The 21,477-nt window shown below is 67.4% G+C and carries 23 protein-coding genes; 2 read left to right on the top strand and 21 right to left on the bottom strand.

What is annotated here, in order from left to right; all coding sequences use genetic code 11:
* Positions 1-14: 14 nt before the first annotated feature.
* Complete coding sequence (locus tag BMZ02_RS01020) at positions 15-1,046, bottom strand: GlxA family transcriptional regulator (RefSeq protein WP_091639154.1); 1,032 nt, start codon at positions 1,044-1,046, stop codon at positions 15-17.
* Positions 1,047-1,182: 136 nt separating this feature from the next.
* Here BMZ02_RS01020 and BMZ02_RS01015 point away from each other — a divergent pair, with 136 nt between their 5' ends.
* The gene (locus tag BMZ02_RS01015; RefSeq protein ID WP_216110640.1) at positions 1,183-2,643 is read left to right on the top strand and encodes an FAD-binding oxidoreductase; all 1,461 of its coding nucleotides are present in this window, start codon (positions 1,183-1,185) and stop codon (positions 2,641-2,643) included.
* Positions 2,644-2,683: 40 nt separating this feature from the next.
* Here the strand turns inward: BMZ02_RS01015 and BMZ02_RS01010 are convergent, their stop codons facing one another.
* The 3 genes from BMZ02_RS01010 to BMZ02_RS01000 all read right to left on the bottom strand — a co-directional run bounded on the left by BMZ02_RS01010 (position 2,684) and on the right by BMZ02_RS01000 (position 5,077).
* The gene (locus BMZ02_RS01010; RefSeq protein ID WP_091639153.1) at positions 2,684-3,607 is read right to left on the bottom strand and encodes a diacylglycerol/lipid kinase family protein; all 924 of its coding nucleotides are present in this window, start codon (positions 3,605-3,607) and stop codon (positions 2,684-2,686) included.
* A 6-nt stretch (positions 3,608-3,613) separates the two neighbouring features.
* Entirely contained in the window at positions 3,614-4,102 is a 489-nt protein-coding gene (locus BMZ02_RS01005) for an AAC(3)-I family aminoglycoside N-acetyltransferase (protein ID WP_281244290.1), read from the bottom strand.
* Between the two features lie 78 nt (positions 4,103-4,180).
* Positions 4,181-5,077 (bottom strand): LysR family transcriptional regulator, encoded by an 897-nt coding sequence (locus tag BMZ02_RS01000; RefSeq protein WP_216110638.1) that lies wholly within the window; start codon positions 5,075-5,077, stop codon positions 4,181-4,183.
* Positions 5,078-5,182: 105 nt separating this feature from the next.
* Between BMZ02_RS01000 and BMZ02_RS00995 the strand changes: the two genes are divergently transcribed.
* Complete coding sequence (locus tag BMZ02_RS00995) at positions 5,183-6,058, top strand: NmrA family NAD(P)-binding protein (RefSeq protein ID WP_091639149.1); 876 nt, start codon at positions 5,183-5,185, stop codon at positions 6,056-6,058.
* A gap of 24 nt (positions 6,059-6,082) precedes the next feature.
* Here the strand turns inward: BMZ02_RS00995 and BMZ02_RS00990 are convergent, their stop codons facing one another.
* The 17 genes from BMZ02_RS00990 to narI all read right to left on the bottom strand — a co-directional run bounded on the left by BMZ02_RS00990 (position 6,083) and on the right by narI (position 21,461).
* Complete coding sequence (locus BMZ02_RS00990) at positions 6,083-6,301, bottom strand: hypothetical protein (RefSeq protein ID WP_139209106.1); 219 nt, start codon at positions 6,299-6,301, stop codon at positions 6,083-6,085.
* A gap of 18 nt (positions 6,302-6,319) precedes the next feature.
* On the bottom strand, positions 6,320-7,120 hold the full coding sequence (locus BMZ02_RS00985) for a DUF2189 domain-containing protein (protein WP_091639143.1): 801 nt from the start codon (positions 7,118-7,120) through the stop codon (positions 6,320-6,322).
* 42 nt (positions 7,121-7,162) lie between these two features.
* Positions 7,163-9,187, bottom strand: a complete 2,025-nt coding sequence (locus BMZ02_RS00980; protein ID WP_171909754.1) for a cytochrome c biogenesis protein ResB — start codon at positions 9,185-9,187, stop codon at positions 7,163-7,165.
* 4 nt (positions 9,188-9,191) lie between these two features.
* Positions 9,192-9,956, bottom strand: a complete 765-nt coding sequence (locus BMZ02_RS00975; protein ID WP_091640333.1) for a sulfite exporter TauE/SafE family protein — start codon at positions 9,954-9,956, stop codon at positions 9,192-9,194.
* Positions 9,946-10,191 carry a cbb3-type cytochrome oxidase assembly protein CcoS gene (ccoS, locus tag BMZ02_RS00970; RefSeq protein ID WP_091639140.1) on the bottom strand — a complete coding sequence of 82 codons (246 nt, stop codon included), beginning with the start codon at positions 10,189-10,191 and terminating at the stop codon, positions 9,946-9,948. Before ccoS ends, BMZ02_RS00975 begins: the two co-directional genes overlap by 11 nt.
* Positions 10,188-12,647, bottom strand: coding sequence for a heavy metal translocating P-type ATPase (locus BMZ02_RS00965; RefSeq protein WP_091639138.1), 2,460 nt, complete (start codon positions 12,645-12,647; stop codon positions 10,188-10,190). The genes ccoS and BMZ02_RS00965 overlap by 4 nt, the downstream gene beginning before the upstream one ends.
* Positions 12,648-12,651: 4 nt before the next feature.
* Entirely contained in the window at positions 12,652-13,158 is a 507-nt protein-coding gene (locus BMZ02_RS00960; protein ID WP_091639136.1) for a FixH family protein, read from the bottom strand.
* Positions 13,159-13,160: 2 nt separating this feature from the next.
* Positions 13,161-14,555, bottom strand: coding sequence for a cytochrome c oxidase accessory protein CcoG (gene ccoG / locus BMZ02_RS00955; protein WP_245753903.1), 1,395 nt, complete (start codon positions 14,553-14,555; stop codon positions 13,161-13,163).
* Positions 14,548-14,799, bottom strand: coding sequence for a hypothetical protein (locus BMZ02_RS00950; RefSeq protein ID WP_245753902.1), 252 nt, complete (start codon positions 14,797-14,799; stop codon positions 14,548-14,550). Before BMZ02_RS00950 ends, ccoG begins: the two co-directional genes overlap by 8 nt.
* Positions 14,792-15,730, bottom strand: a complete 939-nt coding sequence (gene ccoP / locus BMZ02_RS00945) for a cytochrome-c oxidase, cbb3-type subunit III (RefSeq protein WP_091639133.1) — start codon at positions 15,728-15,730, stop codon at positions 14,792-14,794. Before ccoP ends, BMZ02_RS00950 begins: the two co-directional genes overlap by 8 nt.
* A complete protein-coding gene (locus BMZ02_RS00940) occupies positions 15,723-15,926 on the bottom strand; it encodes a cbb3-type cytochrome oxidase subunit 3 (RefSeq protein ID WP_091639131.1) in 204 nt (67 codons plus the stop codon). The genes ccoP and BMZ02_RS00940 overlap by 8 nt, the downstream gene beginning before the upstream one ends.
* Positions 15,927-15,937: 11 nt before the next feature.
* A complete protein-coding gene (ccoO, locus tag BMZ02_RS00935; protein ID WP_091639129.1) occupies positions 15,938-16,555 on the bottom strand; it encodes a cytochrome-c oxidase, cbb3-type subunit II in 618 nt (205 codons plus the stop codon).
* A gap of 3 nt (positions 16,556-16,558) precedes the next feature.
* The gene (gene ccoN / locus BMZ02_RS00930) at positions 16,559-17,980 is read right to left on the bottom strand and encodes a cytochrome-c oxidase, cbb3-type subunit I (RefSeq protein WP_091639127.1); all 1,422 of its coding nucleotides are present in this window, start codon (positions 17,978-17,980) and stop codon (positions 16,559-16,561) included.
* Between the two features lie 157 nt (positions 17,981-18,137).
* Positions 18,138-19,370: a molybdopterin molybdotransferase MoeA gene (locus tag BMZ02_RS00925; protein ID WP_091639125.1), complete on the bottom strand. Its 1,233-nt coding sequence runs from the start codon at positions 19,368-19,370 to the stop codon at positions 18,138-18,140.
* Positions 19,371-19,372: 2 nt separating this feature from the next.
* Positions 19,373-19,792 (bottom strand): hypothetical protein, encoded by a 420-nt coding sequence (locus BMZ02_RS00920; RefSeq protein ID WP_091639123.1) that lies wholly within the window; start codon positions 19,790-19,792, stop codon positions 19,373-19,375.
* A 15-nt stretch (positions 19,793-19,807) separates the two neighbouring features.
* On the bottom strand, positions 19,808-20,581 hold the full coding sequence (locus BMZ02_RS00915) for a peptidylprolyl isomerase (protein WP_091639121.1): 774 nt from the start codon (positions 20,579-20,581) through the stop codon (positions 19,808-19,810).
* Positions 20,582-20,771: 190 nt separating this feature from the next.
* Positions 20,772-21,461 (bottom strand): respiratory nitrate reductase subunit gamma, encoded by a 690-nt coding sequence (narI, locus tag BMZ02_RS00910; protein ID WP_091639119.1) that lies wholly within the window; start codon positions 21,459-21,461, stop codon positions 20,772-20,774.
* Positions 21,462-21,477: the final 16 nt, after the last annotated feature.

Genomic DNA, 21,477 nt, shown 5'->3' with positions numbered 1-21,477 from the left:
GTCATCGGGTCTTTTCAGACACCTCCAGGCGCCGCAAGGCGGCTGAACTTGCGTCGATACGCCGAGGGCGTCATGCCGGTCTTGCGCCGAAACAGACGGCGGAAGGACGTTGGGTCTTCGTAACCCACCGCATGGCCGACCTCGTCCACGGGCAATGTGGCGGCCTCCAGTTGCCGCTTGGCGTCCTCGATGCGCAGGGCGTGAACGTAGGTCATGGGCAGATAACCGGTCGCCGCCCGAAACCGTCGTGCGAAGGTCCGCGGTTTCAGCCCTGCGCGCTCTCTCATGCAGGTCACCGGGTTTGCGCAGGCGAGGTTGTCGGCGATCCACGCCTGGCTGTCGGCGATCACCGCATCAGCTGTTTGCGGCTGCAGCACGGTCACCGCATAGGGTAGCTGGCCCTCCGCGTGCTCGGTGAACAGAAACACCTTGGCCGTCTGCAGCGCCTGCTCACGGCCCGCGAACCGTGCGATCAGGTACATGGCCAGTTCCTGCCAGGCACTGACCGCGCCGGCTGTAACGATGCGCTCGCCTTCCTCCGAAAGGCAAAGCACCAGATCATCGCGAAGCCTCACGCGGGGATAATGCCGGCGGATCAGCTCCCGATAGCACCAGTGACCGGCCGCCTCACGGCCGTCCAGTAAGCCCGCTTCTGCGAGAATCAGTGAGCCGGAACACACCGACGTGAGAAGTGCACCGTCGGCATGGATGCGTCTGAGCCACTCGATCTCGGGGCCGTAACGTCCGTGGGGCGGCTCATGCACTGGCTGATACATGTCGCAGACCACGACGCAGTCAGTGGACGCCACGTCGGCCAGCGCACAGTCGGGTTCGATCATCATCCCCAGACCGCAGCGAAACGGCGTCGCGGCCACGGCAACCACGTTCACATCGAACAGTGGCCGACCAGGCTTGCCGGTGGTGATCTCCGGGTAAATGGCGCCGGCGGTGCCAAGCACGTCAACCAGGCCATACAGGACCGACGGCGACGTCTCCGGCGCCGCCAGAAGAGAGATGTGAAGCGGTGGCTGGTCAGGCGCATGCATCGAATGACCCCGCCAGTGTCTGTTTTGCCCTGCTTGTGGTGGCTTTGCCTCTTACGGCAGACCGATTCGCTTCCTAGGATCTATAGCACAGTGGCAGAACCTCTTCGGTCGGGCGGCAACGCCCAGGAGGCACGACATGAACACGGCACGGATCGACTCTCAGGACCTCATCGACGGAGCCATGGCCCCACTGTTCGAGACCCTGCAGGCGAGCTTCCGCGGCCAGTTGCTGCAGCCCGGGGATGCAGACTACGACACCGTGCGGCAGATCTGGAACGGCATGTACGACAAGCGGCCGGCCCTGATCGCGCACTGCGCCGGCACCGCGGACGTGATTGCGGCCGTCAATTTCGCCCGCGATAGCGGTATGGTCACGGCCGTGCGCGGCGGCGGTCACAACTCCGCCGGCACGGGCTCCTGCGACGGTGGTCTCATGATCGACCTGTCCGCAATGCGGGCGGTTCACATTGACCCACTGGCGCGACGTGCCCGGGTGCAGGGTGGCGCCACCTGGGGCGATTTCGACCGTGAGGCCCAGGTCTACGGGCTTGCGACACCCGGCGGCCTGATTTCGGACACGGGCGTTGGCGGGCTGACACTGGCCGGTGGCATGGGCTGGCTGCGGGGAAAGCACGGGCTGTCCCTGGACAACCTGGTGTCGGTGGAGATCGTCACCGCCGACGGCGTGCCGCGCACCGCCAGCGAGCACGAGAATCCGGAGCTGTTCTGGGGCGTGCGCGGCGGCGGCGGCAACTTCGGCGTGGTCACGTCATTCGAGTTCCAGCTCCACCCGGTCGGCCCCACGGTCATGCTGATCATGACCCTCTACCCTGCCAGGGATGCGGCCCGGGTGATGCGCGGCTGGCGGGATTTCGTGCAGACCGCCCCCGACGCGTTTCGGGGCTCCATGGTGGAAATATCCACCGTGGGTGAAGACCCGGACCTGCCGAAGTCCACGTGGGGCCAACCCGTCATCGCGGTGGGCGGTGTGTGGACGGACGACGCGGCCGAAGGCGAACGCAAGCTGCAGCCGCTGCGCACGCTGGCCGCTCCCCTGGCGGACATGTCCGGCCCCATGCCCTACTGCGAAATACAGCAGATCTTCGACGCGCAGGCCCCCAGGGGCGTCTACCGCGCGTACTACAAGTCGCTGCTGCTGAACGCGCTCGACGACTCAGCCATCGATTCCATCACCGCGCGGGCACAGGAGCGGCCATCCCCCACTTCACTGTGCTCCGTCTGGGACCTGGGCGGAGCGGTCAAACGCATCCCCGCCGATGCCACCGCGTTCGGCGCCCGGGACATGAACTGGATGCTCAGCATCGACATGCTCTGGGAGAGCGCAGCCGACGATAAGCGCAATATCAACTGGGCGCGAGACTTCTGGGACGAGATGAATCAGCTCTCGAGCGGCCGTGCCTACCTCAACTTTGCCGGCCTTGCGGATGAGGCCGCTACCCAGGCGCGGGCCAACCACGGCGCGACCCACTACCAGCGCCTGGCGGCACTGAAGGCGAAGTATGACCCGGGAAACCTGTTTCAACTGAACCAGAACATCCAGCCGGAGGACAACGCGTCGTCTTCGCCAGGCCCGTGACCCGCATCACGGGATATGGAGGGCCGCACCACTGCCATCATCAGGGCAGCCCGCCACCGGGCGCCCCCAGAACCAGCAGCGACCGGGGCAACAGCCCCAAGTCGATACGTACAGCATGGCTGGCAATCCACTCGCCGTCATTGTGCACCATGGCGCCTTCGGCGCACGTGATGGTGAGCTGTGTGCTTCGCTCCAGCGCCACCTCGGGGTGGCGACCGTGACTCCCCTTCACCGCTGACGTCAGGATCTGCAGAATCCGCCAGATGGGCATGGCATCGGCCCGGCACAGGTGCAGCCAGCCGTCATCCAGGCGGGCCTGCGGCAGCAACTGGAAACCACCCCCGCACCATCGCCCCTTGCCCGCCACGACCAGGAACAGCTTGCCGCTGACGCGGCCCGAATCCCCGGTAACGGTCATGGCCTGGGAGCGATACGTGACCAGGCCGCGCAGCGCAGCGGCAAGGTAACTGGGGAACCCCCTGAGAAGGCCTGCGTGGGAGGCGGTCGCGGCCACCACACCGGGGTAGCCGACACCAATGCTCACCAGAAACCGGTGCCGCGAGCGCTCACCGCTGGCGTGCTCGACCCTGACCTCGCCCAAATCACAAAGGCCGGCGGTTGCCGTGTTGAAGAACGCCACCGCCGCGGCCACGTCCCGCGGCGTGTCGAGCATTCTGGCGAAATCATTGCCCGAGCCGCTCGGCAGCACGCCAAGCGCCGCCTCGCCTCCCGCCAGGGCACCGCCAATCTCGCTCACCGTGCCATCGCCACCCACGGCCACCACCACCCGCCCGCGGTCATCCTTGCGCCCTTGCGCCCAGTGTCTCGCATCGCCGGGCTGCCCCATGACAAGCACCTCGGCACCGGCCGCCTGCGCGCGTATCTCCCGCAGCAGCGGATGCCCCCGGCGGGCTTCGCGACCGCCGCCAGCGGCCGGGTTGACGATAAAACTCAGTTTGCGCATGCGTTGTCAGGAGCCACTGCGCTGCGCATCCACGGGAATATCGAAATGAAGCACCCACTCCATTCTGCCCAGTTTGGTATACAAGGCGATGGCGGCTGCATCCTCCGGCCCCGTGTCCGCCTGCACGAACACCGCATGGGCGCCCCGGGCCGCAGCAATGGCCTGCACCTCCCGGATCAGCGCAGTGGCGATGCCCTGGCGCCGATGCGCTTCCGCGACCGCCAGGTCATAGATATAGATCTCGCTGCGCGCCTGTTCGAACTTCTTCAGCTCATACGCCGCCAGGCCGCCCACCACCGTGTCGTCTTTCAGTGCGACCAGCGCGATGAACGCATCGCGCTCCAGAAGCTCACGTGTATACGCGACCGGCGGCTGGCTGCCGGTGTATGTCTCCATCTCGCCGAAGACCTGCCCGAAGAGGAGGAGCAATCCGTCCATCAGCGGAAGATCATCCGGCGTCAGTTGCCGGAGTGTGTCATGTGCCGAACGCGCCACCGCCTTCCTCCCGGCCCTTCGGGGCGCCCGCATCAAGCCCCGCTCCCATCATACGTGCACGAACCCCGCCTGAGGCCATCACGGCCTTGTCGCCGCGACAATGGCTTCCCGCAACCAGACGTGACGTGGATCGGTCTGGTGCCGGGCGTGCCAGAGCAGACTCATGGTGAACTCGGGAAGGTGCAGCGGGGGCGGGACTTCAACGAAACGGCCCATCCCCGCAGCCGTCCGCGCAAGGCTCGCGGGAAGCGTCATCACCAGATCCGAGTGGGCCGCGATTTCCACCGCCGCGAGGAAGCTCGGCACGCGCACGTGCACCCGCCGCCGGCGCCCCATTCGGGCGAGCGCCGCGTCGACGGGCGCCGTCCCCTCGCCGGTCACGCTCACGACGATATGCCCCAGTTGCAGATAGTGATCCAGGGTAAGGGCCCGGTTCGCCGACGGGTGCCCGGTGCGCATCAGCGTGACCAGACGGTCGTCGTACAGGCCGCGCCGATGGATCCCCGCCGGCGCCTCCTCGATCACGCCGACCACTGCATCGACGGCATCCCGTTCCAGGGCGTCCAGGGGCGCCGGGCCCACGGGGGCCACATCAAGGTCGAGATTGGGCGCCTCCGCGGCGAGGCGGGCAAGCAGAGGTGGCGCGAGCACGGCGGTTTCGAGATCCAGCATCAACAGGCGCACCTTGCCGGTGGCTGCCGCCGGGTCAAAGGGGGTGGCCTCCAGCAGCGTGCCGACCTGGATCAGCGCGCCCCGGAGGGTCGGCTGAAGCGCCTCGGCGCGGGCCGTGAGGACGTAGCCCTGCTGCGTCTCCACCAGCAGCCTGTCGCCGAAGAGCCTGCGCAGACGGCCCAGGGCACGGCTCACGGCAGGCTGACTCATACCGAGGCGGGCCGAGGCGCGCGTCACGCTCCGCTCCTCCAGCAACGCCTCCAGCACCACCAGCAGATTCAGGTCGACTCGACGCAATTCCACTTCATGCATAACCACAATATCGCTCATGCATTGGCCGAATGGAACACCGCGCTGCATGCTTTCCCTGCAGCACAACGAACACGCAACCATGCGGAGGACAAAGCGATGAACGTGGTCTTTGGAGCAAACGGCAGGGCCGGAGGCGAAACCGTCAATGCACTGATGGAGCGTGACGCCCCGGTCAGGGTGGTGGTCCGTCGCCCCGAACAGGGCGAACGCTGGCGGGCGAAAGGTGCCCATGTCGCCGTCGCCGACCTGTACGACGCCGATCAGGTCGCGCGAGCACTGCAAGGGGCAACGGCGGCGTTCCTGCTGAGCCCGCCACCTCTGGCCGGCGATCCCTTCGCGCAGGCCACGCGGCTTGGCGAGGCCCTTGCCGAGGCGGTCCGGCGAGCGGAGCCTGCCAGGATCGTGGTGCTGTCGTCAGTCGGCGCTCAGCACGACGCCGGCACGGGCGTCATATCCACTCTGCACACGCTTGAGAAAGCGCTGGCAGGCACCGCGCCGGCCACCGTATTTCTGCGCTGTGGCTACTTCGTCGAGACCTGGTCGGAGGTGGCCAAGACCGCCATCACGGAGGGCGTTCTACCCTCGTTCCTGGATGTCGACCAGGCAATCCCCATGGTCAGCACCATGGACATCGGAGCAGCCGCGGCCCGCCTTCTGACCGAGGAGTGGCAGGGCACACGTGTCGTCGAGCTCGGCGGCTCCCGGGACTGGAGCGCACGGGACGTGGCGACCGCCTTCGCGACCGTTCTCGGGCATCCGGTGGAGCCGGTGTTGATCCCGCCGGAACAGCGCTACGGCACCCTCACCGACGAAGGGGTAGCGCCTGAAGTCGCCTCTGCCCTGCTTGGCATGTACGACGGCCTCGCCAGCGGCCGGGTCACCCGTGAGCAAGGCAACGCGCAATGGCGCGGCGCCACGTCTCTGCAAACCGCGGTCGGGCGGATCGTCGCGGCAATGCACGGCGAGGTGTAGGCTGGCCGACCGGGCCCCGCGCCATTACCCCTTGTCGTACTCGGCGATCAGCCAGTCATCCAGCAAATCCGCCGGCAGAGTGGCCATCATCGGGCGACGCTCGATGATCTGCGCCTTTGCCTTCTCCAGCGCCTCCTGCTCACTGTCCGCGTCCACCCGGTAGACGTCCTCGGCCAGGTGTCCCAGTGACGCGCGGGCATCGCGCATGGATGACGGGGCGATACTGCATTTCCACTGTGGCATGACACCGGGTCTCCCGAATTAGCCTTCCGAAACCAGTTCCTTGTACGCGTGCCAGCTTGCATGCCCCAGCACCGGCAGCGCCAGGGCCAGCCCGATGAGTCCGGCCGCCAGCCCGAGGACAGTGACGCCGGTGAGAATGGCGCCCCACAGCAGCATTGGCCGCAGGTTCTGCTTCACGACGGCCAGGCTGGTAATCACCGCTTCGAGGACGCTGGCACGGGGCTGATCCAGCAGCCGCGGGATCGAGACCACGCTGAGCGCGAAGGCAGTAAACGCCAGAACAGCACCAATGGCGGTTCCGACGATGATCAGCGCTACACCGGTGCCCGAGAGCATAAGATCGGTGTAGACCATCGTCGCCTCGACCGTGGGAATACTGGTGCCGAAGAACAGCGCGAACAGCAGCGTGGCGAACCGGATCCACGCCAGCAGGAACACCATCAGCAAGACACCCATCAGGGCGATCTGCGTCGCGTTCCTGCGCCAGGCGAGCAGGGCCGGCACCAGCCCCGGCTGCCTGCCCTGCTCCAGGTCCTGGCTCATGGCATACAGCCCCACGGCCACCACCGGGCCCATGAGCATGAACCCCGCCACCAGCGGCAGCAGCCAGGAGCCCTGGTCCGCCGCCCAGAGCCCGCCGATGATGGCAAGGCTGATGATCACCCAGATGCCCCCGTAGCCCAGGCTGGTTGCCGGGGTACGGGCCAGATCCCGCCAGCCCGCCCGCAGCCAGGCCCAGGGCCGGTCCATGCCGACCTGATGAATGTTGACCGGCTGATCGCCACCGAGGTCCAGTCTCGCCGTTGCCGTTCCCGCCATGACATGCCTCCCGTTCTATCGTTGTTCCCGTTGCCTCAAGTATTACTCATCCCGGGATGGCGCGCCTTGCCCGAGCCGTGCTTCCAGCGCGCGCACCATGGCGGCGAAGGACGTCTGCAGCCCCAGAGGATCCCGCGGACTGTTGGCCGCAATGAGCACGGCGCTGCCGGCGCCATCCGGACGGATACGGCACCACACGCGGCGATGGCTCACGTAGAACATCAGCACCAGGCCCGCCGTCAACAGGGCGAAACCGGTGTAGACCACGGGCTTGCCGGGCGTTCGCGCCACTTCCAGGCCGGTGGCCTGGCGCTGCTCGAAATCCGTGGGCTGGAGATAGACCGGAGCTCCGTAGCGCTGTACCGCGGGCAGGGTTTCCAGGCTGTGCTCCAGGAACCGATGCGCCGCGGACGACAGGGATTCCGGGGCATCATCGCCGCCCTGTTCCACGGCCTGCCGGTACGCCTGCTCCACGGTTTCCGTGAGGACGTCCCAGGCCAGTTCGCGCCAGAGTGCCTGCTGTTCTTCGGGGAGGTTCGCCGCGGCAAGGCGCTGCTCCAGGCCCGCCTGCGCGGCCCCGGGGCCCTCACTCAGGAGGTCGGCCACCAGCAGCTCACCCAGCCGCGCCAGGGCCGGCGCCACGGGGCTGTCAGAATCCGGCGCCGGATCCGCATCGGCGAGTACCCGCGGCACCGCCTCGCGGGCCAGGGCCTGCACCTGCTCGCGCTGACGCAGCACACCGTGCAGGCGCAGGAATGTGCCGGGGCTGCGCGCGCGGTCCGCCGGGATGTGCAGGTAACGGAAGGGTTCCGCCGGCCCGTTGCGCACGCCGGCAATGAAGAAAGTGCCGTCGTCCAGCTCCGCCGGCAGCATGTAGACCTCGAACTCGCGCTGTTCGCCGGTTTCGGCCCGCAGGCGGTAGGTGAAGCTCGGCCCCAGGTTGCGATTGTCAGCACGCTGTCCGGGGACGGACTCGACGTTGTGCACGGCGAAATCCATCGGCTCCAGCGTGTAGCTGCGCCCCCCGGCCTCCACGCGCTGGCCCCGGGGGATGCGGGCCTCAATCTGCCGTGGCTCCCCGCCCCCGAGGAGATCCCACTTGTCCAGGCGCAGCTGCGAGCCACCGTCACCGAAGTTGGCCTGGTAGATGGAGTAGCCACCGTAGTGCAGCGGCTTGTTCACGGCGATGGTCTCGCGCAGGGGCTCGTCGAGTTCCGGGGCATGGAGCACCACGTCACTCTCGAACGAACGCGGCTCGCCGCTGGGGTAGTGCTCCACCCGGAACGCCTCCACCTCCAGCATGAACGGCAGCTCCCGCACCAGGACACCGTCCCCCCGCGCCATGTAGACCACGCTGGCACGCTCTCCCTCGGGGATTGTGACGATCCCGCGAAACGCCCCGCTGTCCACGGGCAGGCGACTGGCACTGTCCATGTCCGCCACGGGCCCCTGCTCCGAGGCCACCTGAACATGGCCGGTCCACTCCTGCACCCGGAGCAGCAGGTTGCCGTCGATAAGCGCCCCCACCCCGATCACCACCACCGCCAGGTGCGTGAACACGTATCCGAGACGATTGCTGCGCCCGCGCATGGCGGCCAGTAACCGTGTCTCCCCCTCGCTGTCCGCACGCACGCGGTAGCCGTGCTGGTGCAGAACGGCATGGGTCGCCGCCTCCGCCTCTTCCGGCGCGGCGTCCACGGCAAGCTCCCGGTGGTTGCGCAGCGCACGCAGGGAGCGTTCCCGCTGATTCTCCCGGAACTGGCGCATCTCCCGCACCATGCCAGGCGTCTGGCGATACAGGCAGACGGCCACGGACCCGACCAGAAAGACCAGCAGCCCCAGATACCAGCCCGAGGTGTACACCTGGAACAACCCCACGATCCGGTACACCTCGAACCAGAACGGCCCGAACTGCACCAGATACTCTTCGAAGGGGCGTGCCTGGGGAATGATGGTGCCGATGATCGAGGCCACCCCCACCGCCACAAGCAGGATGATGGCGAGCCGCATGGAGCCGAGGAAACGCAGCAGGGGCGCGGCCTGACTGTCGCGAGTGTGGCCTGCCATGGTGTCAGCCCCGCGGGCCGGCGATCTGCACCGGCCCGGGACTGGTGATGACGGCCGCGTGTTCGCCGTGGCCGTCACCATGGCCCTGGAGCATGTGCGTCACCGGCGCCACCGCCGTCCAGACACCGAACACCATGAGCATGGTGCCGGTGACCATCCGCGCATTGCGGTGCCCCTGCCAACGCCGCAGCGCCTGGCCGAAGACCGTGACGCCGGTCATGGCCGGCAGTGTGCCCAGCCCGAATACGAACATAGTGGCCGCGCCCGCCAGCGGCGAGCCGGTGACCGCCGCTGCGATCAGCACGGTATAGACAAGGCCGCAGGGCAGCCAGCCCCACAGCGCGCCCAGCATCAGGGCGCGGCCAGGGGTCTGTACCGGGAACAGGGCGCGGGCACGGGGCCCGATGTGGCGCCAGAGCCGTCCGCCGACCACTTCGATGCGGCGCAGGCCGCTCCAGTTGAAAAGCAGATGCGCCGCCACGGCAACCAGTATCGCCGCGGTGAGCAACCGCAGGAACACGCCCCACCCGGCAAGGTTCAGCGTGGCGCCCACGGCACCCACCAGGGTGGCCGCAATCGCCCCGCTGAGGCTGTAACTGCCGATGCGCCCCAGGTTGTAGCACAGGCCCAGCCACCAGCGACGGTGCGCGCTGTCACTCTGCATGCCGGCCCCGAGGCTGCCGGCGACACCGCCACACATGCCCAGGCAGTGGGTACTGCCGGCCAGGCCAATGAGCAGCGCGGCGACGAGTGTCAGCTCATGATCCATCGCGGTCCTTGCGCCCGGTCGTATCGTGGGTATCGCTGGCGTCGTCTTCGGCCCCGGATCCGTCGGTGCTGCGCTGGCGGCTCTGGCGCGGTTTCTCCTCCTCGTCCATCAGAATCGAGTAGGCCGGGGTGTCCAGGTCGTCGAACTGGCCGTTGCGTACGGCCCAGAAGAAGATGGCCACGCCGATGCCGAGCAGGATCAGACTGATGGGGATGGAGACGAAGATGATGTTCATGCGGGTTGCCCCTCCCGGACCGACGTCGCCGGAATACGCGTGTCCCCCTGCCGCGGGCGGGCGGCTGCGAGCCGCCGGGAGTTGAGCACCACCACCAGGGAACTCGCCGTCATGCCGATGGCCGCCAGCCAGGGCGGAATGAAGCCCAGCGCCGCGAGCGGCAGCATGGAGGCATTGTAGCAGGCGGAAATGATCAGGTTCTGGCGCACCGTGCGCAGCGTGGCACGGGCCGTTTCCATGCCCGCCGCCAGGTGCTCCAGCCGACCACCGAGTAGAATCATGCCCGCGGTGGTCTGGGCCAGGGCCGTGCCCTCGTTCATGGCGGCGGAGACGTTGGCCCCGGCAAGCACCGGGGCGTCATTGATGCCGTCGCCCACCATGAGAACGGTGGCGCCCTGCGCCTGGAGCGTGTAGAGGCGCTGCAGCTTGTCCTCGGGGCTCATGCGCGCCTGCCAGGCGGAGATGCCAAGCTCGCTGGCAACCGCCTCGACGGCCCCGGGGGAATCACCACTGCCGATTTCCACGGCAATGCCCTGCTCGCGCAGCTGCTCCATGGCCAGGCGGGCATCCGGGCGGACCTGGTCGGCGAGGCGGAAGCTCGCCAGGACGCCCTGCTCGTCACCCAGGGCAATCCAGGCCCCCCGTTCATCGGCGGCCGGCGCCTGCTGGCCTGCCAGGGCGGCGACCCAGTCGGGCCGGCCGATGCGCAACCGCCGCCCGTCCACCTCGCCCTCGACGCCGCCACCACGGGTCACCGTCGCGGAATCGGCGCGCAGGGAGCGTGGTGCCGGGAAGGCGCGGGCGATGGGGTGCTCCGAGTGCTGCTCCAGGGCCGAGGCGAGCTCCATAACCGCCTGTTCGTCCAGGCGACCGCTGTTGCGCACCTCGCTGATGCTCAGGCGCCCTTCGGTGAGCGTGCCGGTCTTGTCCAGAACCACATGATCGACCCGCGCCAGGGTCTCCAGGGCATCCGGCTGGGTGACCAGCAGGCCACTGCCGGCAAGGCGGTTGGTGCCGGCGGCCAGGGCCGTGGGCGTGGCCAGGGACAGTGCGCAGGGGCAGGTGGCGACCAGCATGGCCAGGGTGATGGGGAACGCCAGGGACGGGTCCACCTGCCACCAGGCGGCGAACACCGAGGCCGAGGCGATCAGCACGGCGGTGACGAACCAGCGGCCGGCGGTGTCGGCAAGCCGCGCGATGCGTGGCCGTTGCGACTGGGCCCGGCGCAGCAGGCGGGCGATGTGCGACACGGTGGTGTCCTGCCCCACCCGCTCGACCCGCATGTGGAAGCTGTCACCCAGGTTGACGCTGCCGCCGACCACGGGATCACCAATGGTCCGGGTCCGGGGTTCGGATTCACCGGTGAGCATGGACTCGTCCAGGCTGCTCTCACCCTGGCTGATGCGGCCGTCGGCAGGCACCGTGGCCCCGGGGCGCACCAGCACCTGGTCGTCCACCTCCAGGTCCCGCACCGGGACCTCCTCCTCACCACCCGCCCCGATGCGCACCGCCGTCCCGGGCACCAGCCGGCCGAGGGCGTCGGTGGTGGCGTTGGCACGGTGGCGGGCGCTCATCTCCACGTAGCGGGCGATAAGCAGGAAGAAGGTGAACATGCTCACCGAGTCGAAATAGACTTCCGGACCACCCGCGAAGGTAATCCAGACGCTGGCGGAATACGCCCCGCCGATGGCCAGCGCCACGGGCACATCCATCCCGGGCCGGCCGTTGCGCAGGTCCCGGATGGCGCCGAGGAAGATGGGCAGGCCGGCATAGAGCACCACCGGTGTCGCCACCAGCATGCTCACCGTGCGCAGGAAATCCTCGTAGATGGTGTCCATGCCGTGGAACTGCCCCGAGTAGAGCGCCACGGCGAACATCATGGCCTGCATCATGCCCAGACCCGCCACCACCAGGCGGCGCAGGGCGTAACGGCGCTCCTTCTCGGCCTGGGCATCGTTGGCTTCCGGCATCACCGGATGGGGCCGGTAGCCGAGCCGGCCCATGTGGGCCATGAGCTGGCTGAGGGGCACGCGCGCCGGATCCCAGCGCAGGATCGCGCGGCCGGTGGCCGGGTTGACCCGCACTTCCTCGACCCCCTCGGCCTCGTCCAGGCTGTTCTCGATCAGCCAGCCACAGGCAGCGCAGTAGAGCCCTTCCACCAGCAGGGACGTCTCGCGGGTGCCGTCCGGGGCGCAGTAGACGAAGTCCTTCTGCACGCGCTCGCGGTCGAAACTGGCGTAGCGGCTGGCGCTGGCGGCGGAGAGATCCTCCGGCTGGCCGGTGGGGCCCGGCCGGAAGCGGTAGAACGCATCCAGACCGGAGCCGAGAATGGTGGTGGCGACAGCATGGCAGCCCGTGCAGCACAGGGGCTGCGGCTCACCGTCCACGGTGACGGTGAGGTCCACGCCCGGCGGCACCGGCTCGCCGCAGTGGAAACAGGCCTGCTCCGCTGCCACCCTGTCAGCCTCCCCGCGGCGTGGGCGTCAGCGCCAGTTCACGCTCATCGGCGGCGATCTCCTTGGCCAGCATCCAGCTACCGTCGGCGGGCTGCAGCCGCATGTAGTGCCGGCCATCCAGGCTGCGGCGCGCTTCACCGCGGTACAGGCCGCTGCTGTCCCGCTGCAGGTCCAGCGCCACGTCCCGGTCGGCGTGGGTGGGATGCGACAGGTAAAGGCGCAGCGTCTCCGGCAGATCCTCGAGGCCGTCCAGGCGCACGGTCACCTGCCCGCCCTCGCGGTCGAGCACCATGTTGCCGTCAACGCCGCGCGCCACGGCCTCATGCTCCAGCTGGTAGGTCTTGTGGATGGCCCGGCCCACGGTCTCGTAGTTGTCCGTCACCAGGCTGTCGCCATACATCACGGCGGTGGCCAGCAGGCTCAGCCCGATGACGATGGCCGCCATGGGCGGCGCGAACACGAACCAGAACCAGAACTGCCGGTACCAGGGGGCAACGCGTTCCCGTGCCATGATTACTCCTCCCTCGGCCCGTGGAACCGGGCAGTGCTTGTGCGCGCAATGTCAGCCTCATCCGTTGCGGTGAGGCGGAACTCGATGGTGTGACCAGTGCCCCGGGCCTCATCACGGGGCACGCGGACGCTGGCGGTCACCTGGCTGGTCCGGCCGGCATCCACGCGGATGTGCTCCGGCCGCGTGACCACCTCGGCATCGGGCAGCCCGTCCACGGTGAGCACGTAATCCCGCGCTTCGCGGTCCTTGTTGAGAATGCGCACCGTGTAGACGTTCTCCACCGTCTCGAAGTCCACGTCCCGGTACAGCACGTTGCGGTCGGCCAGGACTTCCATGGACAGCGGCGTGCGCTGGGTGAGGCTGTAGACCGTGCCGCTCATCAGCGCCAGCAGCAGTACGCCGTAGACCACAATGCGCGGGCGGAGAATCCGCGACGGCTGCCCTTCCATGGCATTCGCGGTGGTGTAACGGATCAGGCCCCGCGGATAGTCCATCTTGTCCATGACGCCGTTGCAGGCGTCGATACACGCCGCGCAGGCGATGCACTCGTACTGCAGCCCCTTGCGGATGTCGATGCCGGTGGGGCATGCCTGGACGCACAGGTTGCAGTCGATGCAATCCCCCCACCCCCGGGCGCGGTGATCGATGTTGCGGGAACGCCCGCCCCGTGGCTCACCGCGCTGCTCGTCGTAGGAGATGATCAGCGAGTTCGGGTCGAACATCGCGCTCTGGAAGCGCGCGTAGGGGCACATGTAAATGCAGACCTGCTCGCGCAGAAAGCCGGCATTGCCCCAGGTGGCGAAGGCATAGAACAGCAGCCAGAACGTCTCCCAGGGCCCCAGCCCGAAGGTGGCCACGCTGACCGACAGCTCCCGAATCGGCGTGAAGTAGCCAACGAAGGTAAAGCCGGTGAAGAGCGCGAGGACCACCCACAGCACATGCTTGCTGCCCCGCCGCAGGAGCTTGTTGGTACTCCAGGGGACCTTGTCGAGCTTCAGGCGCTGCTGGCGCTTGCCCTCGGTCCAGCGCTCGATCCACATGAACAGCTCGGTCCACACGGTCTGCGGGCAGGCGTACCCGCACCACATGCGCCCGGCCAGGGCGGTGAAGAAAAACAGCGACAGCGCCGCGATGATGAGCAGCACTGCCAGGTAGACGAAATCCTGGGGCCAGAACGTCAGCGCGAAGATGTGGAACTGCCGGGCGGGCAGATCGAACAGCACGGCCTGACGACCGTCCCAGGTCACCCAGGGCAGGCCGTAGTAGATGCCCAGCAGAACGATCACCGCCAGATGGCGCAGCCGCTGAAACGTGCCGTCCACCTCGCGCGGATGAATCTTCTCGCGGGCGGCGTACATGCCCACATCGAGATCCACGTTGTCGTCCCGCTTACTCATGGCGCCGGTTGTCGCCCCCGCTCAATACGTAGGTGAGGCCGCTTGCAAACAGCCCCACCGCCCAGAACATGAAGAACCCGATGGTATAGCCGGCCATGCGGCTGAGCTCCAGCCCCGGAAACGTCTGCACCCGCAGGGTTTCCGGGTCGATGGCTGCGAAGAACACCACCGACGCCACGGCCGCCGCCAGGAACGACGGCCACAGCGTGCTGCCGAGGCACTGCAGCCAGCGCTCCTTACTCATCACCCTCGCCACCGTCGGCCACATCCTCGGCTGCGCCGTTGCGCTCGTCCATGGACAGGCTGTAGACATACGCCGCCAGCAGGTGCACGCGGTCTTCGCCCAGCAGATCCTTCTGCGGCGGCATGAAACCCTGGCGCCCGTCACGGATCGAGGTCTTGATCGCCTCGAGGCTGCCACCGTAGATCCAGTTGTCATTGGCGAGACTGGGAGCGCCCAGAGCCGTGCGCCCCGTGCCGTCAGCAGCGTGGCAGGCGACGCAGCGCTGCTCGAAGAGCTCTTTCCCGGCACTGACCAGTTCTTCCGGAGCATCACGGCCACTCAGGCTGAACGTGTAGGCCGCGACTTTCTCGACACCATCCTCGCCCAGGGCTCCCCCCAGAGCGGGCATGTTGCCCCGGCGCCCTTCCAGAATGGAGGTCAGAATCTGTTCCGGTTCGCCGCCCCACTGCCAGTCGTCGTTGGCAATGTTCGGGAAACCGACCCGACCACCGCCATCAACGCCGTGGCACACGGCACAGTTGTTCTCGAACAGTCGCCGCCCGGTCTGCATGGCGTCCGAGTGCTCGGCGAGTTCCGGAATGGGGATGCCGGCATACTCCTCGAACAACGGCGCAACCCGCTCCTCCGTCTCGGCAACCTCCTGCTCCCACTGACTGTACTGGGACCAACCCAGAAGCCCGGCATAACTGCCGAAGCTCGGGTACAGCGCCAGGTAGACGAGACCGAACACGATGGTGGCGTAGAACAGCCACAGCCACCAGCGCGGCATGGGGTTGTTCAGCTCGGTGAGCCCGTCCCACTCGTGACCGGTGGTCTCGTGGGCCGGCTTCTCGTCCGGACGCTTCTTCGCCGTCCAGCGGATCAGCCAGACGCAGGCCAGAATGTTGGCCACGGCGATGATGCCGATGTACCAGTTCCAGAAACTACTCATGGCCCCTGCCCTCGCGCTTGTCATGCCGGCCTTCGCCGTGGTCCTCCGGCCCGTTGGGCGCGTCGTCCTCCAGCGGCAGCCGGGCGGCTTCCTCGAAATCCTTCTTGCGTCGGCTGCTGTAGGCCCAGACCACGATCCCGATGAACGCGATCAGGAGCACCAGCGTGAGCAGCCCGCGAACGGTGTTGATATCCATGGTTCTCCCGCTTACCTGGTGTGCTCGATGGCGGTACCGAGGCCCTGGAGGTAGGCGATAATCGCCTCCATCTCCGTCTTGCCGTCCACTTCGGCGGCAGCGCCCTGGATCTGCTCGTCGGTGTACGGCACGCCCAGCCAGCGCTGCTGGGCCCGCATGCGCCGCGCAACGTCGTCACCATCGAGGGTCCGCTCCGCCAGCCACGGGTAGGCCGGCATGTTGGAGTCGGGCAGCACGTCGCGCGGGTTCAGCAGGTGGATCTCGTGCCACAGGTCGCTGTAGCGATCACCCACCCGGGCCAGGTCCGGCCCGGTGCGCTTGGAGCCCCACTGGAACGGCCGGTCGTAGACAAACTCACCGGCCAGGGAGTAGTGGCCGTAGCGCTCCGTCTCCGCGCGGAAGGGGCGGATCATCTGCGAGTGGCAGTTGTAGCAGCCCTCGCGGACGTAGATGTCCCTGCCCGCAAACTCCAGCGGCGCATAGGGCTCCACCCCTTCCATCGGCTCCGTGGTCTCCGCGGCGAAGAACAGCGGTACGATCTGCACCAGGCCGGCGACGCTGAGCACGGCGATGATCAGCACCGCCATCAGGCCGACGTTCTTCTCGACTACCTCATGACCTTTGCTCATGGTTTACGCCTCCTGCGTCGCGGTACGGGCGGGCACGGCTTCCCGGGCCGGGCGCGCGGTCATCCAGACGTTCCAGGCCATGATCAGCATGCCGGCGAAGAACAGGATGCCGCCCAGCAGCCGCACCATGTAGTAGGGGTAAGTCGCCACAAGGGACTCCGTGAAGGTGTAGGTGAGCGTGCCGTCCTCGTTCACCGCACGCCACATCAGCCCCTGCATGACGCCGGCGATCCACATGGCCGAGATGTAGAGCACCACGCCCAGGGTGGCGATCCAGAAGTGCCATTCGATGGCCTTGACGCTGTGCATGGTCTCGCGCCCGAACAGCCGCGGGATCAGGAAGTACATGGCGCCGAAGGTGATGAAGGCGACCCAGCCCATGGCCCCCGCGTGGACGTGACCGATGGTCCAGTCCGTGTAGTGGGACAGGGCATTGACCGTCTTGATGGACATCATCGGCCCCTCGAAGGTGGCCATGCCGTAGAACGACAGGCTCACGATCAGGAACTTGAGAATCGGGTCGGTACGCAGTTTGTACCAGGCCCCCGAGAGCGTCATGATGCCGTTGATCATGCCGCCCCAGCTCGGCGCCAACAGCACCAGCGAGAACACCATGCCCAGGGACTGCGCCCACTCCGGCAGCGCGGTGTAGTGCAGGTGGTGCGGCCCGGCCCACATGTAGATGGAGATCAGCGCCCAGAAGTGAACGATGGACAGCCGGTAGGAGTAAATGGGCCGGTTGGCCTGCTTGGGCACGAAGTAGTACATCATCCCCAGGAAGCCGGCGGTGAGGAAAAAGCCCACCGCGTTGTGGCCGTACCACCACTGGACCATGGCATCCACAGCACCGGCGTACACCGGGTACGACTTGGTCAGCGACACCGGAATGGCCAGGTTGTTGACGATGTGGAGCATGGCCACGGCGAGGATGAACGCGCCGTAGAACCAGTTGGCCACGTAGATGTGCTTGACCTTGCGCTGGACGATGGTGCCGAAGAACACCACCGCGTAGGACACCCAGACCACGGCGATCAGCAGGGCGATGGGCCACTCCAGCTCGGCGTACTCCTTGCCCTGGGTGATGCCCAGCGGCAGCGTGATCGCCGCCAGCACGATGACCGTCTGCCAGCCCCAGAAGGTGAAGCTCGCGAGTTTGGGGGCGAACAACGGCGTCTGGCAGGTGCGCTGGACCACCCAGTACGAGGTGGCGAACAGCGCCGAACCGCCGAAGGCGAAGATCACGGCATTGGTGTGCAACGGCCGCAGGCGGCCGTAGCTCAACCAGGGAACATCAAAGTTGAGTGCGGGCCAGATCAGCTGGGCGGCGATGAGCACCCCGACGCCCATCCCCACGACGCCCCAGACGATGGTCATGATGCTGAACTGGCGCACCACGGTGTTGTTGTAGGTTGTGGTTGACTCCATGGTATTCCATCCACTTGTCGGTGGTCCTGGCAGGTTCGGGAATTATCAACGGGGGCATCTTCGGGGGTCTTGACGTGGATCAAGGTCTGCCCGACGAACGGGGCATTCCGGGGGGAACGCCGGCGGCGCCGTCCTGTCGTTCCGGCCGCCCCGGCGCTTACGTCAACAGTTCGCTGTACGGGTGGACGGTGACTGTGTCCCCCGCATGGATCGTCCGGTGGGGCGGGATCTCCGCCAACGCGTTGGCCCAGGTGGTGGAGCTGATGATGCCGGAGCCCTGGTCCGGGAACAGGCTCACGCGCTGTTGGCGGCCATCCTGGCTCAGGCGGGCGCGGAGATAGCGGGTCCGCTTGTCCGCCTGTTGCACGCTGAAACCGGCCTCGGCATTGATGGTGCGCGGCAGGTAGTCCGCCGCGCCCTGGCGCTTGAGAATCATGGGTCGGCCGAACAGGCAGAAGGTCACGAACAGCGATACCGGGTTGCCGGGCAGGCCGAGAAAGGGGGTTTGTCCGATGCTGCCGAAGGCGACGGGCTTGCCCGGCTTGATGGCGACCCGCCACAGGTCAAGCTGACCGATGCGCTCCACGGCCGCCTTCACGTAATCCGCATCCCCCACGGAGACGCCACCGCTGGTGATGACAAAGTCGGCCTCACTCGCCGCCTCCCGGAACATGGAGACGGTGGCCTCCAGGTCGTCGGGGACGATCTGCGGGTGCAGCACGTCGCACCCCAGGGACTGGAGCAGCCCAAGCAGCGCGTAACCGTTGGAGTTGTAGATCTGGCCCGGTCGCGCATCCGTACCCGGCTCGGCCAGCTCGTTGCCGGTGACCAGGACGGCCACGCGCAGGCGCGGCCGCACCGGCAGCGCGCCGTAACCGGCGGTGGCCGCCAGCGCCATGTGCTGGGGTTGCAGCCGGGTGCCACCGGCGATGATGGGGTCACCGGCGTTCAGGTCCTCCCCCGCCAGCCGGATGTGGCTGCCCCGCTCCGGCCGGGCACTGAACGTGACGGTGTCGCCGGAGCGGCTGCAGCGTTCCTGCATGACCACGGTATCCGCGCCCCGGGGCACGGCCGCGCCGGTGTAGATACGCATGGCGCTGCCCTCGGGCAGGGTCGCGGGGGCGTCCCCCGCCGCGGCGATGCCGGCGACGGGGAGCGTGCCGCCCTCTTCGGGCACGTCGGCGGCGCGGCAGGCGTAGCCATCCATGGCGGCGTTGTCGTGGGGTGGTGTCGTCACGCGCGCCACCACATCCCGCGCCAGCACACGGCCGAGAGCCTGGCACAGGGGGACCACATCGTCCCGGTTGGACGGCGCGATGCCGTCAAGCATGTGGCGCAGTGCCTCGGCGGGCTCGTGCAGGTGTTGCTGGCTGACGGTGCAGTCGTTCATCGCTATTGGGTCATCCGTGTCTGGAGTTGGACGGGGCTTCCGGCACGGTCGAATACGGCGTAGCGCGACAGGTCGGCTCCCATTTCAACGGCCTCGGCCATCTGTTTAAGGTAGGGCTCGGCTTCTTCCGCGGTGGGTAGACGGCCGCCGGCTGCGGACAGGCTGGAGACCATGATCAGGTCCCAGGCCATGCCCGACTGATCCGCCTCCTCGGCCAGGACATCCAGGCGCAGGTCTTCTGTGAGCTCCCGGTCCGTGGCCATGACGGGGCGCAGATAGCCGCTGCCCTGAATGACGTCGTTCTCGTCCGCGGTGCCGTCACCGGACTCCGGCTCGGCCTTCAGGAGCACGAGCAGCAGACGCTGCGGTTCGTCCTGTTCCAGGCCGGCTTTCTTGAGGTCGTCGAAACTGCTGATACGCATCGTGTGGTCGCCCCGTTACTGAATGAGCATGGATTCGGCCTGGTCCAGGTCGATGCCGCGGATCTCGGCGTCGCCGGCCAGGAGCTTGATGTACTGGCTGATGGCCCGCTGCCGCGAGACGGCCTCCAGGTACTCCCGGATGCGCTCGTGCACCGCCTCGAAGGGCAGCTGCTCCCCGGCCACGTGCTGGAGCACCTCCACCACGTGGAAGCCGTAGCGGGTCTTGATGGGCTGGTCGGCCAGCCCCACGGGCAGGCGCAGCACGGCGTCCTCGAACTCCGGTACGGTCTCGCCGTTGCTCACCTGCCCCAGGTGGCCGCCTTCGTTCGCGGACGGGCATCGGGAGTGCTTGCGCGCCAGATCCGCGAAGGCGTCCGGATCGCGCCGGAGTTCTTCGATGAGCTGCTCGGCCGTGGCACGGGCCTGGTTGCGCTCTTCCAGGTCCTCCGGGTGGCCGGCGAGCAAAATGTGACGCACCTCGGCCATGTCCGGCGTGCGGAAGCGCTCCGGGTTCTGCTCGTACCAGCGGCGGCAGGTGGTGTCGTCCGCCGTGGGGATGTGGACCTCCGTGGCGATGAGTTCGTCGATGACCGGGTCCAGGTCGTCGTCGTCCTCGGGCACCGCCATGTCGAGCTGCTCGGCACGTTGCCTGAGCAGCTCGCGGACGGTCAGGGCCACGGCAGCCCGGCGCTGGGCGTAACGCGGATCGGCGCCGGACTCCTGGTGGTAGGCGGATTCGATGTTGATCGCCCGGCTCGTGATTTCCTTGCCGTTGACGTGGATGGACATGCGACCTCCGGGTCGGGTGTTCGTGGTGCTGTTGGTGGACCTGAAGGTCCACCCTACGATTGCTGCGGCTCGTGCCTTTGTTGGTGGACCTGAAGGTCCACCCTACGGTGCGGCGGGCGTTGTTGGTTCGGGGTGGGCGTAGGGTGGACCTTCAGGTCCACCGATCCACCCTTCGCCGCCCCCGCCCCGGTTACACCGCCCGGGCGCGCACCACCTGCCAGGCGCGCCAGATGTAGCCGTAGGGCACGCTCCAGATGTGCACCAACCGGGTGAACGGGAACACCAGGAACATGAGCATCCCCAGGAACATGTGCAGCTTGTAGATCCAGTGGATGTCATAGATGGTGGCCGCCGCACCGGTCTGGAACGTCACCAGGCCCTGGGCCCATGCGGAGATCTGCTGCATCACCTCGCCGTCCAGGTGGCCCGTGGACACCGGAATGGTCAGCAGGCCCGTGAGCAGCTGCGCCGCCAGCAGGATGAGAATGAAGGAGTCCATCGGGTAGCTGGTCTTGCGCACCCGCGGATCCGTCATGCGACGGTGCAGCAAAATCACCACGCCCACCAGGGTGATGGCGCCGAAGATGCCGCCGGCGACGATCGCGAGGAGCTGCTTGGCACCGGCGGTCAGCCCCAGTGAGGTGTAAACCGCCGTCGGCGTCAGCAACCCGAACAGGTGCCCGAAAAACAGCGCGATGATGCCGATGTGGAACAGATTGATACCCCACCGGAAGCGCTGCCCGCCGGACATCAGCTGCGTGGTGTTGCTTTTCCAGGTGTACTGGCTTTTCTCGAAACGAATCAGGCTACCCACCAGGAACACCGTCCCGGCGATGTAGGGGAACACCGCAAAGGCAAGATCATGGAAATATTCGTACATGGCTCGTGTCTCCTAA

It is taken from the genome of Aquisalimonas asiatica (assembly GCF_900110585.1).
GTDB lineage: Bacteria > Pseudomonadota > Gammaproteobacteria > Nitrococcales > Aquisalimonadaceae > Aquisalimonas > Aquisalimonas asiatica.
The sequence above is the reverse complement of the archived record's forward strand: the minus strand, read 5'-3'. Positions and strand labels throughout refer to the sequence as shown.